This is a genomic window from Lysobacter sp. GX 14042, from assembly GCF_021390425.1.
Lineage (GTDB): Bacteria > Pseudomonadota > Gammaproteobacteria > Xanthomonadales > Xanthomonadaceae > Novilysobacter.
The window spans coordinates 678,871-693,926 of record NZ_JAJUWY010000001.1 but is presented as its reverse complement, the minus strand read 5'-3'; the positions used below and the strand labels follow the sequence as shown (position 1 = coordinate 693,926).

Annotated in this window: 12 protein-coding genes and 1 pseudogene; 9 read left to right on the top strand and 4 right to left on the bottom strand. The window is 67.6% G+C overall.

Features of this window, described 5'->3' with window-relative positions:
* Positions 1 to 94: 94 nt before the first annotated feature.
* The 6 genes from LY625_RS03245 (at position 95) to LY625_RS03220 (ending at position 7,944) form a co-directional block, all read left to right on the top strand.
* Positions 95 to 508, top strand: coding sequence for an H-NS histone family protein (locus LY625_RS03245; protein ID WP_233737536.1), 414 nt, complete (start codon positions 95 to 97; stop codon positions 506 to 508).
* A 935-nt stretch (positions 509 to 1,443) separates the two neighbouring features.
* On the top strand, positions 1,444 to 1,836 hold the full coding sequence (locus LY625_RS03240) for a hypothetical protein (RefSeq protein WP_233737535.1): 393 nt from the start codon (positions 1,444 to 1,446) through the stop codon (positions 1,834 to 1,836).
* A 56-nt stretch (positions 1,837 to 1,892) separates the two neighbouring features.
* A complete protein-coding gene (locus LY625_RS03235) occupies positions 1,893 to 3,173 on the top strand; it encodes a TolC family protein (protein WP_095208874.1) in 1,281 nt (426 codons plus the stop codon).
* A complete protein-coding gene (locus LY625_RS03230) occupies positions 3,170 to 4,150 on the top strand; it encodes an efflux RND transporter periplasmic adaptor subunit (protein WP_233737534.1) in 981 nt (326 codons plus the stop codon). The genes LY625_RS03235 and LY625_RS03230 overlap by 4 nt, the downstream gene beginning before the upstream one ends.
* Positions 4,151 to 4,172: 22 nt before the next feature.
* Positions 4,173 to 7,349 (top strand): CusA/CzcA family heavy metal efflux RND transporter, encoded by a 3,177-nt coding sequence (locus LY625_RS03225; RefSeq protein ID WP_233737581.1) that lies wholly within the window; start codon positions 4,173 to 4,175, stop codon positions 7,347 to 7,349.
* 1 nt (position 7,350) lies between these two features.
* The gene (locus LY625_RS03220; RefSeq protein WP_095208872.1) at positions 7,351 to 7,944 is read left to right on the top strand and encodes a cation transporter; all 594 of its coding nucleotides are present in this window, start codon (positions 7,351 to 7,353) and stop codon (positions 7,942 to 7,944) included.
* Between the two features lie 8 nt (positions 7,945 to 7,952).
* On the opposite strand, the gene LY625_RS03215 is transcribed toward LY625_RS03220, so the two are convergent.
* Positions 7,953 to 8,348 carry a helix-turn-helix domain-containing protein gene (locus tag LY625_RS03215; protein WP_095208871.1) on the bottom strand — a complete coding sequence of 132 codons (396 nt, stop codon included), beginning with the start codon at positions 8,346 to 8,348 and terminating at the stop codon, positions 7,953 to 7,955.
* A gap of 94 nt (positions 8,349 to 8,442) precedes the next feature.
* On the opposite strand from LY625_RS03215, the gene LY625_RS03210 reads away from it, so the two are divergent.
* Entirely contained in the window at positions 8,443 to 9,066 is a 624-nt protein-coding gene (locus LY625_RS03210; RefSeq protein WP_095209458.1) for a cation transporter, read from the top strand.
* Positions 9,067 to 9,514: 448 nt separating this feature from the next.
* On the opposite strand, the gene LY625_RS03205 is transcribed toward LY625_RS03210, so the two are convergent.
* A complete protein-coding gene (locus LY625_RS03205) occupies positions 9,515 to 10,552 on the bottom strand; it encodes a hypothetical protein (RefSeq protein ID WP_233737533.1) in 1,038 nt (345 codons plus the stop codon).
* A gap of 53 nt (positions 10,553 to 10,605) precedes the next feature.
* Here LY625_RS03205 and LY625_RS03200 point away from each other — a divergent pair, with 53 nt between their 5' ends.
* On the top strand, positions 10,606 to 10,779 hold the full coding sequence (locus tag LY625_RS03200; protein WP_233737532.1) for a hypothetical protein: 174 nt from the start codon (positions 10,606 to 10,608) through the stop codon (positions 10,777 to 10,779).
* Between the two features lie 759 nt (positions 10,780 to 11,538).
* Positions 11,539 to 12,609 (top strand): annotated as a pseudogene (locus LY625_RS03195) (acyl-CoA dehydrogenase family protein); the annotation flags it as partial.
* Positions 12,610 to 12,612: 3 nt separating this feature from the next.
* Here the strand turns inward: LY625_RS03195 and LY625_RS03190 are convergent.
* The gene (locus LY625_RS03190) at positions 12,613 to 14,400 is read right to left on the bottom strand and encodes an ABC transporter transmembrane domain-containing protein (protein ID WP_233737531.1); all 1,788 of its coding nucleotides are present in this window, start codon (positions 14,398 to 14,400) and stop codon (positions 12,613 to 12,615) included.
* A 4-nt stretch (positions 14,401 to 14,404) separates the two neighbouring features.
* Positions 14,405 to 15,016 (bottom strand): YigZ family protein, encoded by a 612-nt coding sequence (locus LY625_RS03185; protein ID WP_233737530.1) that lies wholly within the window; start codon positions 15,014 to 15,016, stop codon positions 14,405 to 14,407.
* Positions 15,017 to 15,056: the final 40 nt, after the last annotated feature.

The window sequence follows — 15,056 nt, the reverse complement described above, 5'->3', positions numbered from 1 at the left end:
CCTCGTCGTTAACGAACCCCGGACTGGCGTTCTGTGCGCAGGCATCCAGAGTATTCCTTGACAGGCCGGCGATCTAGACTAACGCTCGCCATCCATGAAGATCGAAATCGACAAGCTCAGCCTGCGCGAGTTGGACGCACTCTTAACCGCCGCCAAGAGGCGGCAGACGTTGCTGCGCGCCCGTCGCCCTGCGGCCATCGTACGCCGGGACTTGATCGAGTTTGCTGCGTCAAACGGCTACGCGATCAAAGAGCTCATCGATCCTGAGACGTCTTCGGGAGCTACCAGGCGCCGCAAAAGTCGGTCACGCGCACAGACGGCCGCGAAGTACCGTGACCCTGAGAACAAGCGGCATACTTGGTCGGGTCGTGGCCGGATGCCGCGCTGGCTGGCGGACAAGGTGAAGCGCGGCCACAGTGTTACCGACTTCCTCATCCCGGGCCTCGCCCGGCCCACCGCGAAGTCGGGGCGCCGTATCGGCCAACGTTCGGTGGTCAAGCGACACTGAGTGTCTGAAGACCATCGTCATCGCTGGGCCGTGAGGCCCGGCCGACGGGCATCCCGAGCTATCCGTGTGATCGGCCCCGCGCCGTGCCGTCGCTTGGCTGCCGCACCGGAGGCGGCGACCGGCCAAGGGGGTCGAGGTCGCTGCACTATCACGTATCCACTTGCGGCCAATAGCGACACCGCGGAGAGTCGGGCGGCATGACCCAAGTGGGGCACGGCCGCGCTCTGCGCCTGTCTCAGGAATGGCAGAGCGAGGCGATCGGTCCGATCACCCATCCTGGGCGAAGAAGACGGTGCTGCAGAAATCGTGCAAAGCGCACTCTGTATCCAGGATGAGCTGTAAGCCATTGATCGAAAACAGTTAGCTGGAGCTTGCTAGGAATAGCAAGAGTCGATAAAACTTGCTAAAACGGCCGATTCACCTCTAGCGGCGCTTCCGCGCCTGACCGAAGGCACGCACCTTTGGCCATGGATTAGGGCCGGTTATCGGGGGTAGGGCGGATGGCTCCTTTCGACCCAAAGCGGACGTCTCGTTGGAACATCGCGCACCACTTCGTCCCACGGATCACTCAGGCAGCCAAGCCCGACCGCATGACCTCGTAGAGCGCAGTCCGGGTATTGCTGTCTGCCATCGAAGGGCTAGCAGCCCATGCAACGGCAAGAGCCCCCAGGAAGAGACTGAGCCGGGGCATCCCGGCGGCTCCCGGCGAGGTCAGTGTCCCCGCGCATGAAATCGAACCGCTGCAGCAGGCGCACCAGTTCCTGGACACGCACTGTCGTCGGGGCTGCGCGATCACCAGCCGTGCCAGTGCGGCAGCGGAAACAAGTACAAGCGGTGCCATGGCCGACAACTGGAACGCGCCTTTTCCCTGTAGCCCTCTCGACGCATTCAGCGGTATTGTATAACCCCATCATCCGCAGGTACCCTGCGCGGCCATGACCCGCCTGCATCCCCGCTTCTTGTTGCCGCTCCTGCGCGTCGTCGTGCTGGGTGTGCTTGCGTTGGGGTTGGCGTTCCAACCGGTGATGACAGCCGCTGGCGAAATGCATGAGCTCGCGCACGATCCGTCGGGCGCGCACAGCCACGGCCCGCATGCCAACGATCCGGGCGCGGAGTTCGCCGCGGCGGACGCGCACGATCAAGACGGATCGGAGACGTTGCACCTGTTACTGAATTTCGCCCATTGCTGTGGTTCAGCCGCGGCCGTGTTGCCGGTCCTGGATTCATTTTCTACTCGACCGGTCGCCGGTCGAATGGGGGTCGAAAAAGCATCGCCCCCGGCCGCCTTGCGTCTGCCGAGCCCATTCAAGCCTCCGATCTTCGGATGACCGCGCCGTCGGCCTGATGCCGACTCCCGTCAATTCGATTCATCGGAGCAACCCCCATGCGTTTGCGATCAGCGGCCCTGGCCGCGTTCGTCGCCGTGTGTGCCGTGGCATTCCCCACGCACGCCGCCGACCCCCTCACCCTGGACGACGCTTTCCTTCGCGTTGCCGACGCCCATCCCGATCTACGCTTGTTTGGTGCCCGCCATGAGGCCCTGAAAGCCGAACTGGATCGCTCCTCGTTGCGCCCGGCGCTGGTCGCTGGAGCCGAGGTCGAGAACGTGCTCGGTACCGGCCCGGCCAGCGGCCTGGATGGCGCCGAGATCACGCTGAGCCTCGCCTCCGTGCTGGAGCGCGGCGGCAAGCTCGATGCCCGCCGCACGCTCGCGCAAAGCCGGATCGACGCGCTGGCCATCGAGCGCGAGGCGCAGCGGTTGGATCTCCTGGCCGAAGTGGCCCGCCGCTACCTGGCGGTCGTCGGTGCGCAACGCGAAGGCGAGCTTGCGCAGTTGGACGTCGACCAGCGCGAACGCACCGTTGCTGCGGCGCGCCGGCGTCACGAGGCCGGCGCTTCGCCGGAATCGGTCGTACTCACCGCCCAGGCCGCCCTCGCGCGGTCGGAACTGGATCGCGCTCGCGCCCGGCAACGTCAGGCGGCCGCCCGCCAGCATCTCGCGGCCCTGTGGGGCGAGCGAAATCCCGCATTCGAGATCCTCGGGGGCGATCTGCTCGCCGTGCCCCAGATCGCGGACTTCGCGGTACTCGCCGACTGGTTGCAACGCACTCCCGAGCTCGCGCAGTTCGTCGATCAGCAGCGCATTGGCGAGGCACGCCTGCAGCTGGCACGCAGCGAAGCGACCCCGGACTTCGACTGGCAGGTGGGCGTGCGACGGATGGCGGACGGCGATGACTTCGGCTTGGTCGGCAGTGTCTCGATCCCGCTGGGCACCACCCGCCGGGCACAACCGGGCATCCGTGCCGCACGCGCCGAGTTGACAGCGCTGGAAATCGAACGGGAGGCCGTGGGGCTGTCGCTCTACTCCACCCTCGCTGAGGCGCATGGCCGCTTCGGGGTGGCCCGCCTGGAAGCACAGCGGCTGGGTGAGGACGTGCTTCCACGTCTGGCCAAGGCCGAAGCAGCGGCCGCCACCGCGTACCGCGCAGGCGCCGCCAGTTATCTGGAGTGGTCGAGCCTGCAGGCGGAGCGCGCCGCCGCACGGCAGCAACAGCTGGCAGCTGCGCTGGAAGCCCAGCGCGCCCTGATCGAGATCCAGCGGCTGACCGGCCAGGCATTCGTCGCCGGCCCGGGCCCGCAAGACAACCAAGGAGCAACCCCATGAAGCCTGTCCACCTGATCCCGGCATTGGCGCTGGCCTTGAGCCTGGCGGCTTGCAGTGGTGAGCCGGACCAGCCTAGCCAGCCGGCAAACGACGCCCATGCTGACGAGGCCGCCGACCACGGCACCGAGGCCGACGAACACGGTCATGAAGCGGGTGAAATCGCCAGCACGGTCATCCCTGCCGAAATTGCCGAAAAGTCCGGTATCCAGACGCGGCCCGTCGGCCCCGGCGTGATCGCCGACGAGCATGAGGTACAAGGCCTGCTGACCCCGGTAGAGGGCCGTGTTGCGCAGGTCACCGCCCGCTTCCCAGGCCCGATCCGCTCACTGCGCGCCAATGTCGGAGACCAGGTTCGCGCCGGCCAGACACTGGCGACGATCGAGAGCAACCTGAGCCTGAGCACCTACAGCGTCGCCGCGCCGATCTCCGGTGTCGTCGTCGACCGCAGTGCCTCGGTCGGCGGCCTGGCCGGTGAGGGCGCGCCGCTGTTCGAGATCGCCGATCTCTCGCAGCTCTGGGTCGACCTCCACATCTTTGGCGCCGACGCCCAGCACATCCAGCCGGGCGTGCCGGTGGCGGTCACCCGCATGAGCGATGGCGAGCTGGTCCACACCACGCTCGAACGTGTGCTCCCCGGCATGGCCACGGCCAGCCAGAGCACTGTCGCCCGCGCAACGATCGACAACGCCGACAACCAATGGCGGCCGGGTACGGCGGTCAAGGCGCGGATCACGGTCGCGCAGGAGCCGGTGGACCTGATGGTGCCGTTGACGGCGCTGCAGTCGATGGATGGCCGGGAGGCCGTGTTCGTACGTGAGGGCGAGACCTACCTGACCCGACACGTCGAAACCGGCGCCCGCGATACCACGCAGGTGCAGATCCGCGCGGGCCTGAGCGTGGGCGAGGATGTTGTGGTCGCGGAGAGCTACCTGATCAAGGCGGACATCGGCAAGGCGGGGGCGTCGGATGACGACTGACGCCGCAGCCCACCAGTCCGGCCTGCTGGAGCGGATCGTCCGGTTCTCGATCCGGCATCGCTGGATGATGCTGGTGCTGACCCTGGGCTTGATCGGAGTAGGCATCTGGAGCTTCACCCGGCTCCCGATCGATGCAACACCGGACATCACGAACGTCCAGGTGCAGATCAACACCGAAGCGCCCGGCTACTCGCCGCTGGAGTCCGAACAGCGGGTCACGTATCCGATCGAGACGGCACTCGCCGGCCTGCCGCGGCTCGACTACACGCGCTCGCTGTCACGCTACGGCTTGTCGCAGATCACCGTGGTGTTCGAGGACGGCACCGACCTGTACTTCGCCCGGCAGCAGGTGGCCGAGCGGCTGCAGCAGATCCGCTCGCAGATTCCCGAGGGACTGGAGCCCGAAATGGGGCCGATCTCGACCGGGTTGGGCGAGATCTTCCTGTACACCGTCGACGCTGCACCCGACGCGGCCAAGCCGGACGGTACGCCGTGGACCGCCACCGACCTGCGCACCCTGCAGGACTGGGTCATCCGGCCGCAGATGCGCAACACACCGGGAGTGACCGAGGTCAACACGATCGGCGGCTTCGAGCGGCAGATCCACATCACGCCGGACCCGTCCAAGCTGGTCGCACTCGGCTTCACGCTGCAGGACATCGTCGACGCGGTCGCCGCCAACAACCAGAACATGGGTGCCGGCTACATCGAGCGCAACGGCCAGCAGTACCTGGTGCGCGTGCCCGGCCAGGTCGGCGGCGTCGACGAGATCCGGAACATCGTGCTGGACCGGCGCGAGGGCCTGCCGATCCGGGTGGCCGACGTGGCGCAGGTGGGTGAAGGCCCGGAGCTTCGTACCGGCGCGGCCACCCAGAACGGCGAAGAGGTCGTGCTGGGCACCGTGTCGATGCTGGTGGGCTCCAACAGCCGCAGCGTCGCGCAGGCCGCGGCGGCGAAGCTGCAGGACGCGAACGCGAGCCTGCCGGAAGGCGTGACCGCGACGGCGGTCTACGACCGCACCGTGCTGGTCGAACGCACCATGCAGACCATCTCGAAGAACCTGATCGAGGGCGCCCTGCTGGTCATCGTGGTCCTGTTCCTGCTGCTGGGGAATGTCCGCGCCGCACTCATCACCGCCGCCGTCATCCCCCTGGCGATGCTGTTCACCATCACCGGAATGGTGCGCGGCGGCGTCTCCGGCAACCTGATGAGCCTGGGTGCACTCGACTTCGGCCTGATCGTCGATGGCGCGGTCATCATCATCGAGAACGTCCTGCGCCGGTTCGGCGAGATGCAGCATCGGCTTGGCCGGGCGCTCACACGCGACGAGCGCAATGAACTGACCGCCACCGCCACGGTCGAAGTCATCCGGCCCAGCCTGTTCGGCATGTTCGTCATCGCCGCGGTGTACCTGCCGATCTTCGCGCTGACCGGGATCGAGGGAAAGATGTTCCATCCCATGGCGATCACCGTGGTGCTGGCCCTCACCGGCGCGATGGTGCTGTCGCTGACCTTCGTTCCCGCATCCATCGCGATCTTCATGGGCAACCGCGTCGAGGAGAAGGAGAACCGGCTGGTCCAGTGGACGCGCCGACGCTATGAGCCCTTGCTTGCGTGGTCACTCCGTCGTCAGAACTGGGTCCTTGGCGGGGCACTGATACTGGTCGTCGTGTCCCTGCTGGTCGCCACGCGCCTGGGCAGCGAGTTCATTCCCAGCCTGGACGAGGGCGACCTCGCCATGCAAGCGATCCGCATACCCGGAACGGGCTTGGAGCAGTCGGTGAAGATGCAAGTGGCCGTGGAGGAACGGCTGGTGCAGGTTCCGGAAGTGGAGCGGGTCTTCAGCAGGGTCGGCACGGCTGAGGTGGCCACCGACCCGATGCCACCGAACGTGGCGGACTCCTACCTGATGGTGAAGCCACGCGGGCAATGGCCCGATCCACGCAAGCCCAGGGACGTTCTGATCGACGAAATCGAAGCCGCAGTGGCCACGCTGCCAGGCAACAACTACGAGTTCTCGCAACCGATCGAGATGCGGACCAACGAGCTGATTTCGGGGGTGCGTGCGGATGTGGCGATCAAGGTGTTCGGTGACGACCTGGACACGCTGGTCGAGGTGGCCGAACAGGTCGAGGCGGCTGCCAGGCAGGTCGAGGGCGCGGTCGACGTCAACACCGAACAGGCAACCGGCTTGCCACTGCTGACGATCGTCCCGGACCGCGCGGCGCTTGCGCGCTTCGGCCTGAATCCGGGGATCGTGCAGCAGACCGTTGCCACTGCGGTCGGTGGCCAGGTGGCCAGCCAGCTGTTCGAGGGCGACCGCCGCTTCGACATCGTGGTGCGACTGCCGGAACAGATGCGCGTCGATCCGACCGCCCTCGAGGATCTGCCGATCCCCTTGCCCGACGTGGCGAACGCGGACCGGTCGAGCCTGGAACCCAGTTGGGCGAGCGCGCGGACCGTGCCGCTGCGGGAGGTCGCGCAGATCGAGAGCCTGCTGGGGCCCAACCAGATCAACCGTGAGAATGGAAAACGCCGGGTGGTGGTCACGGCCAACGTGCGCGATCGCGATTTGGGCAGCTTCGTCGAAGAGCTGCAGCAGCGCGTCGGGCAGCAGGTGAACGTGCCGGAGGGTTACTGGATTGATTACGGCGGCACGTTCGAGCAGTTGATCTCGGCGAGTCGGCGGCTTGCGGTGGTGGTGCCGGTGACCTTGGTCCTCATCTTCGGCCTGCTGTTCATGGCCTTTGGCTCGGTCAAGGATGCGGTGATCGTGTTCAGCGGCGTGCCGCTGGCGCTGTCGGGCGGCGTGGCCGCACTGGCTCTGCGCGGTATCCCGTTGTCGATCACCGCAGGTGTCGGCTTCATCGCGCTGTCCGGCGTGGCCGTGCTCAACGGCCTGGTCATGATCGCCTTCATTCGCAACCTGCGCGAACAAGGCCAGTCGCTGGACGACGCGGTCTTCAACGGCGCGCTCGGGCGGCTGCGGCCGGTCTTGATGACTGCCCTCGTGGCGTCGCTCGGCTTCGTCCCGATGGCGCTCAATGTCGGCGCGGGCGCGGAGGTGCAGCGTCCGCTCGCCACCGTCGTGATCGGCGGGATCGTGTCTTCAACGCTGCTCACCCTGCTTGTCCTGCCCACCCTTTACCGTCTTCTGCATCGCGGCGACGCAGCGAAGCCGCAACTGGAGGCCCACTGAGTTGAGTGAAGAGAAGATCGAGATACACGACGCGCACCAGCGCCGGATCCTGTTGATCGTCCTCGCCCTGAACCTCGCGCTTGCCGCGGGGTTCGGGGTCACGGGCGTCGCCGCCGGCTCAAGCGCTCTGATCGCAAATGGACTGGACAATGCGTCCGACAGCGCCGTCTACATCATCACCCTGCTCGCACTCAGTCGCTCACAAGCCTGGAAACGGTCGGCGGCCAAAGTGTCCGGCTGGCTGCTGATCCTGTTCGCCGCTGGGATCCTGGTCGACGTGGGCCGTCGGTTCCTGGGTGACGCCGAGCCCATTGGTACGACGATGATGGTGATGGCGCTGGGGGCCGGCCTGGTAAACGCGACATGCGTGTGGCTGCTCAAGAAAATCCGGCAGGCCAATGTGAACGTGCGTGCCGCGACGACCTTCAGCACCAACGATTTCATCGCCAACGCAGGCGTGCTCGTGGGTGGCGGACTGGTGCTGTGGACCGGGCGGGCCTGGCCCGACCTCGTCGTGGGGCTCGCAGTGGCGGCGATCGCCCTGAAAGGGGGCATCGAGATCCTGCAGGATGCCCGTGGCGAAGAGGACGCTTGAGTGCCGACCTAGGATGGCGGGTGGCGCAGCGTGTCGAGGATGGCGCACTGGCCGCGCTCGCCGCCGCTGCAACTGCCAATCACCCGTTCGAGCTCCGAGGCCATCCGCTGAAGGTCGTTTAGCCGGTTCCGGATGTCCAGCAGGTGCCCGCGGGCAAGACGGTCGACATCCTGGCAGGACAACCCGTCGTCTTCGGCCAGACCCAGCAGGCTGCGGATCTCCTCCAGCGAGAAGCCCAGTTCGCGTCCGCGGCTGATGAAGCGCAGCCGATCCGCGTCGGCGGGACGGTAGTCGCGATACCCGCCCGCCGTGCGCGGCGGGGCAGGCAACAACCCGATGCGCTCGTAGTAGCGCACGGTTTCGGGATGGCACCCGCTGCGCTCCGCGACCTCTCCGATCTTCATGGGCTTGACTCTGTAGCGACTCCGGGGTTTAGGATCGCCGACCTGGAAGCGGGCCGCAAATCCTCGGACGCCCGCTCGACTCGGAGACATGATCATGAGTGATTCGTGCGGCTGCGGAAGCACGGTGGATATCCGCGCCCTGGAGGCGGGGCAGCGGCGCGTGTTGATGATCGTGCTGGCAATCAACATCGCCAGCTTCGTGATGATGATCACCGCAGCGATCTACAGCGGCTCGTCCTCGTTGCTGTCGGGCAGCCTCGACAACCTCGGTGATGCGTTGACCTATCTGCTGAGCCTGGCAGTGATCGGCGCGAGCCTGCGCGCCAAGGCCAGGGTGGCGTTGTTCAAGGGATTGCTGATCCTCGGTGCCGCGGTTGCGGTCGCCATCCAGATCGGCTGGCGCCTGGCCCACCCGGAGGTGCCGATCTTCGAGGCCATCGGCATCGCCGCCGTGATCAATCTTGCGTTCAACGCCTTGTGCCTGTGGCTGCTTACCCCGTACCGCTTTGGCGACGTGAACATGTCATCGGCCTGGGAGTGCTCGCGCAATGACCTGTACGAGGGTGTTGCGGTGCTGCTGGCAGCCGCCGGCGTGTGGCTGTTCGATGCCGGCTGGCCCGATCTGGTCATCGCCGGTGGACTGTTGCTGATGTTTCTGCGGTCCTCCGCTCGGGTACTCCGCATGGCTTGGCGGAGTTACCGGGACGAGGTGAAATAACGAGTTACGGCCCGTTGTCCGGTCCTCGAAGAAGAAATGCTCCGTTCTGACGCGTGGCTGGAGCGGCCAAGAAAGTCAGCTATGACAGGCAGTTAGCTCACCTTTGGCCGTTTTTTACACGAATCCCTGCCGACCCTCTGAAAGAGTGGATTCGAAGCGGCAGTTCGGGTCAGCCAGAACGTCCGCTTCTGGCTGATAGCGGACGTTGGGGCTGGGGAGTAGGGCTAGCTATCGGGGTAGCAGAACGGGTCGCTGGTTCGGCAGCGCCGGTGACGTTAGGCAGACAAGCTGGGGTGCGAGCGCCAAGTCCAGAGCCTTCCCCGGGCACGAAAAATCAATGAGATAGCTCGCAGTACCACGAATTATTCCGGTGACTGGTAAAAGGGTGCGTGCGGGAAATTTCCAGGTGCCTCGGAGCAGTACGCCGGCCCAGATTGGACTGCGGAGGCTAGCCGGGGGAGGACGGCGGTCGGACGATCTGCGGCTGCAGCGCGGTCCCGCACCCACATCGGCGTCCGGCAGGGAAGGGCAGCTCGCAGATCACGCACACGTGGTAGGGCTCGCCCTGAGCCTCGAGCCTGAGGCGCTCCGCGCCGAGCACACGCTCGTGGCACTGGCTTGGGGTTTCGGGCAGCGTGGTCATCGGTAGCGTGGGCGCTGCCGCTTGGACTTGGCGTTCCGGTTCGAAGGCGGCCAGATCCGGCTCGATGCCGACCACCTCGTAGACGCCCCTGTCCTGCAACTCGATCAGCGAGGCCGCCCACAACTGTTCGGCAAGATCGCCAATCAGGTCGAAGGGGGAGGGAATCAGCTCGTTCTCCCAGTCTTCAAAGAACCAGGCCGAGTACGGGTACGGCCGCCGAAACCCCTTAGTGCGAGCCTGCTGCCAATCTCGCTGCTGCGCGTCGAACAGCCGCTTCAAAGACGCGTCGAAGCCCACTATCCGTCCAAGGTGGGGCACCCACTTCGCGGGCTTCAACCGGGTGCCCACAGGCTGGCCACGCACGAACTGGCCCCACAGCATCAGCTGCCAGAGGTGAGGGTGTGCATCAATGAGCTGCCATCCGGTTGGGATGCGCGTGAGGAACGGGGGCAGAGAATCGCCATCCAAGTAGCGTCGACGGGCCAGATCGATCGCCGAAGCGTCGCGCTCGGACAGCCGGGACAGCCGCGCACGCGCGGCGACGGGCGACGACAACTCAGAGAGTGCGACGAGGTCGAGCCTGTATGGGGCGCGCAGCTTCTGGCGAAACCGCTCCTTGCGGCGTCGATCAGCGTCCAACTTGGCTTCCGCGCTGCGCCGCGCCGCGTCGCGCCGAGCGCGCTCGGCGAGGATCTCGGCGTTGCGCTCAGCGACTTGGCGCTCAACTTTCGCCTGGACCTGCGCAAACATCCGCTCCGCGGTCGGCGAGTGGATCCAGAACCGAGGAGCTTCCCAAAGGACGGCTCGCTCAAACGCGTCGTCCAGCACCGCGTCTGCGTCCAACTTGGACTCTACTAAGTAGCTAGTGGCCCTGAGTAAGGGGGCAGGTCAAGGGCATGATCTTCCCGACCAGACCCATGGTCGAATACCTCAAGAAGCGGGATCCGACAAAACTGAAAGCACCGGAGCGGCTTTACGTTGCGGTGACCCGTGCAAGGTTCAGTGTCGCGTTCGTCGTCGGTGACTTGGCAGATCTGGGGGTGAAAACGATGGCCGGAAGCGGGGGGTGAGTCCAGCCCAAGGGCCGCCTGCCGGGAACCGGGTCTGTGGGCCGAGCACGGGGGCGGCGGCGCTGGGGTAGGCAAGGCAGACCAGGCCAGCAGATTGACGCACGATGATGGCGAGTACGGAGCCCGCCAGAGGCGGAGGGTGGCGATCGAGTGCGCGACAGCGCCACTGAAAAGTCGTTGGCCACGGACCGGGAGGTCCTACGCGAGGAACGAGAAGTACTCGAGGAAAATCGAGGCGGCTTCGATACGGACGCCCTCGCGCCTCGCGATGCTGTCACGGCCGCCGGCCAATCCTGAGACGGCGCATGGCACCAACCGCTGAGCTCGCGCGTCTGGTGGGCAGCTCGCAAGCCAGGATCGGCGAGGCGCGGCGGGCCGGCGCCGAAGACAGGGCTAGCGAGGCCGGCCTGCGACGGCAGGGCTTGCCGAGTAGCTGGATGTGTTTCAGGCGCAGATCGCGACCGAACGCGACAGCCATTGATCTGCATCTTCGTGCCACGGAGGACCGCGGCCACGCCAAGGTCGACCGGGCACGGCAGGAGAGGCGCAAGCAGTGTCAGCGGGTGGATTCCCTCGTCCGAGACCTGCGTGACGCTTAGAGTTCGCATCGAAGCGAGTTGGACGGCCGTTTTGTACCCCGATGGTCAAGGTACATGGCCCACTCTTGTGCGCTAACTATCACCCATGGACATCCAACTCTGGCCCTGAAAGGTACGCGGGGATTGGCCTTGCGGGCCCGTCCATGGTGTTGCATGTAACCAGTACCAAGGCGGCAGCGACGTGCGCGCCAACGCCACCACCGCCACGCCCGACGGCGATGCCTACCGCCTGGTCGGCCACAAATGGTTCTTCTCCGCGCCGATGAGCGACGGCTTCCTGGTCCTGGCCCAGGCGCCCGGTGGCCTGGGCTGCTTCCTGATGCCGCGGCTGCTGGACGATGGGACGAAGAACGCATTCCGCCTGCAGCGGCTCAAGGACAAGGTGGGGGACTGGTCGAATGCGTCCTCCGAGGTCGAGTTCTGCGGCGCGCGGGCCTGGCCGGTGGGCGGGGAGGGCCGCGGCGTGGCCACCATCCTGGAGATGGTCATGCTGACCCGGCTGGACTGCATGCTGGGGGCCGCCGCGCAGATGCGGATGGCGCTGGCCCAGGCGATCCACCATTGCCGGCATCGCAGCGCATTCGGCCGGTTGCTGGTGGACCAGCCGCTGATGCGCAACGTGCTGGTCGACCTGGCGCTCGAATCCGAGGCCGCCACCACGCTGGCCCTGCGCGTGGCTCGCGCGGTGGACGCCGCCCCGCGCGAGCCGGCCGAGGCGGCACTGGCGCGGATCGCCACCGCGGCGGGCAAGTACTGGCTGTGCCGCCGCGCGCCGGCGCTGGTGAACGAGGCGCAGGAATGTCTGGGCGGCAACGGCTATGTCGAGGAGTCGATGCTCGCGCGCCTGTACCGGCAGGCCCCGCTCAATTCGATCTGGGAGGGCAGCGGCAACGTGCAGTGCCTGGACGTGCTGCGCGCGCTGGCGAAGGAACCAGCGACCGGGGCGGCCCTGCTGGCGGAGATCGGCGCCGCCCGCGACCTGCATCCGGCGCTCGACCGTGTCGCCGATGCCCTGCCGGACCAGCTGGCACAGGCCGGACCGGCCGCCGCCCGCCACCTGGTCGAGCGCCTCGCCCTGGCGTTGCAGGCCAGCCTGCTGCTGCGTGCGGGCAGCCCGGCCGCCGATGCCTTCTGCCGCACCCGCCTGGCGGGCGAGCACGGCCTGGCGATGGGCACCCTGCCGGTGGACCTGGCCGTGCCCGCGCTGATCGACCGCGCGCTGCCGGCCTGAGCCTCAGTCCAGGAACTGCAGCCGCGCCAGTTCCGCGTACAGCCCGCCCTGGGCGAGCAGCTCGGCGTGGGTGCCTTCGGCCACGATCCGGCCCCGGTCCATCACCACGATGCGGTCGGCCTTCAGCACGGTCGCCAGGCGGTGGGCGACCACCAGCGTGGTGCGGCCTTCCATCAGGGTTTCCAGCGCCTGCTGCACCGCCCGTTCGCTCTGTGCATCCAGCGCGCTGGTGGCCTCGTCGAGCAGCAGGACCGGTGCATCCTTCAGCAGTGCCCGGGCGATGGCGATGCGCTGTTGCTGCCCACCCGACAGCCGCGCCCCGCGCTCGCCCAGCCCGGTGTCCAGGCCTTCCGGGAGTGCCTGGATGAAGTCCGAGGCATGCGCCGCTTCAATCGCCGCTTCCAGCTCGGCTCCAGTGGCCTCCAGGCGGCCGTAGCGGATGTTGTCCCCGGCGCTCGCGGCGAAGATCGCCGGCTGCTGCGGGACCATGCCGATCGACTCGCGCAGTGCGGGCAGGGACAGTGAGCGGATGTCATGGCCGTCGATCGAGACCGTGCCGGACTGCGGGTCGTGGAAGCGCAGCAGCATGGAGAACACGGTGCTCTTGCCCGCGCCCGACGGGCCGACCAGCGCCACGGTCTCGCCGGGCCGCACCCGCAGGCTGAATGCGTCCAGCGCCGGCAGGTCCGGGCGCAACGGGTAGTGGAAGGTCACCGCGTCGAAGGCGATCTCCCCGCGCACCGGCCGCGGCAACGCCAGCGGATGCGCCGGCTCGCGGATCGCCGGTACCTCGACCAGCAGCTCCGAGATCCGGCCCATGCCGCCGGCCGCGCGCTGGAGTTCGTTCCAGACCTCGGCCAGGGACCCGACCGAGCCACCGGCGATCAGCGCGTACAGCACGAACTGGGCCAGGGTGCCGGCGCTCATCCGGCCTTCGGCCACGTCGTGCGCGCCCGACCACAGCACCAGGGTGATCGCGCCAAACACCAGCACGATGGCGATCGCCGTCACCCAGGCCTGGGCCTGGATGCGCCGGCGGGCGGTGGCCACGGCGACCTTCAGCGCCTCGCCGAAGCGGCCCAGCTCGTAGGGCTCGCGGGCGTGCGCCTGCACCGTGCGCACCGCGCCCAGGGTCTCGTTGGCCAGCGCGTTGGCGTCGGCCACCCGGTCCTGCGCCGCGCGCGAGATCCTCTGCAGCCGGCGCCCGCCGATCACGATCGGGATCACTGCCAGCGGAATCCCGACCAGGGTGTAGGCGGCCAGGTGCGGGGCGGTCACGAACAGCATCGCGATGCCGCCCAGGAAGGTCACCGCGCTGCGCAGTGCCACCGACATGCTGGTGGCGATGACCCCGCGCAGCAACTCGGCGTCGGCCGTCAGCCGCGACACCAGCTCGCCGCTGCGGTTGCGGTCGAAGAACCCGGCATCCAGCGAGACCAGGTGCGCGTACAGCTGCCCGCGCAGGTCGGCGACCACCCGCTCGCCCAGCAGCGAAACGAAGAAGAAACGCGCCGCGGTCGCCAGCGCCAGTGCGACGGCGACCGCGAACAGCAGCACGAAGGCACGGTCGATGGCACTGCCGCCGCCCTGGGTGAAGCCCTGGTCGATCATGATCCGGAACGCGTGCGGCAGGGTCAGGGTCGCGACGGAGGAACATGCCAGCGCCGCCAGCCAGGCGACGAACAGGCCGCGGTGGCGGCGCACGAAGGGCCACAGGGTCTTGAGGCTGCCGAGCGGCGCCTTGCGGCTGGCTTCGGGCTTCTCGGCGGTTGCGGTGGGGGCATCGGTCATCGGGCTATTGTCCGTCATCGGGCCCGCCGCACATACCGGTCACCCGCACCTCGTCGCGCGTGGCATCGCGCAGTTGCGTCCGCAGTGCCCCGGCGGCATGGGAAGGCAGCCGGAGCCGCAGCTCCACCCCGTCGGCGGCGAAGTCCTCGGCGAGCTTGTCGGCGCCGTGCTGGGCCAGCGCGGAGTGCACCGCCCCGGTGTGCGCGAACGGGTAGGCCAGCTGCAGCTCCAGGTACTCGACCAGCTCGCGCCGTGGCGCGGTGCGCAGGCATTCGGCTGCGCAACCGCCATAGGCCCGGACCAGCCCGCCGGCGCCGAGCTTGATCCCGCCGTACCAGCGGGTGACGACCACCACGGCCTGGTCCAGCCCCTGGCCGTCAATGGCGGCCAGGATCGGGCGGCCGGCGGTTCCGGCCGGCTCGCCGTCGTCGCTGGAGCGGTACAGCCCGCCGATCCGCCAGGCCCAGCAGTTGTGGGTGGCCTCGGGCGTGCCGGCCGCGGCGATGAACGCCATGGCTTCTTCGCTGGTCCCGGCGGGGGCGGCAAGGGCCAGGAAGCGGCTGTGCTTGACGACCAGTTCATGGCGGGCGGGGGCCTGCAGCGTCTGGTGGCTCATGTGGATGCCGGGCGGATCATCTGTGCCATCCCCGGAAGGG

Coding starts and splice junctions, on each gene's coding strand:
- LY625_RS03230 (WP_233737534.1), top strand. CDS start 3,170: ATGAAGCCTGTCCACCTGATCCCGGCATTGGCGCTGGCCTTGAGCCTG.
- LY625_RS03200 (WP_233737532.1), top strand. CDS start 10,606: ATGATCTTCCCGACCAGACCCATGGTCGAATACCTCAAGAAGCGGGAT.
- LY625_RS03245 (WP_233737536.1), top strand. CDS start 95: ATGAAGATCGAAATCGACAAGCTCAGCCTGCGCGAGTTGGACGCACTC.
- LY625_RS03215 (WP_095208871.1), bottom strand. CDS start 8,348: ATGAAGATCGGAGAGGTCGCGGAGCGCAGCGGGTGCCATCCCGAAACC.
- LY625_RS03235 (WP_095208874.1), top strand. CDS start 1,893: ATGCGTTTGCGATCAGCGGCCCTGGCCGCGTTCGTCGCCGTGTGTGCC.
- LY625_RS03185 (WP_233737530.1), bottom strand. CDS start 15,016: ATGAGCCACCAGACGCTGCAGGCCCCCGCCCGCCATGAACTGGTCGTC.
- LY625_RS03210 (WP_095209458.1), top strand. CDS start 8,443: ATGAGTGATTCGTGCGGCTGCGGAAGCACGGTGGATATCCGCGCCCTG.
- LY625_RS03240 (WP_233737535.1), top strand. CDS start 1,444: ATGACCCGCCTGCATCCCCGCTTCTTGTTGCCGCTCCTGCGCGTCGTC.
- LY625_RS03190 (WP_233737531.1), bottom strand. CDS start 14,400: ATGACCGATGCCCCCACCGCAACCGCCGAGAAGCCCGAAGCCAGCCGC.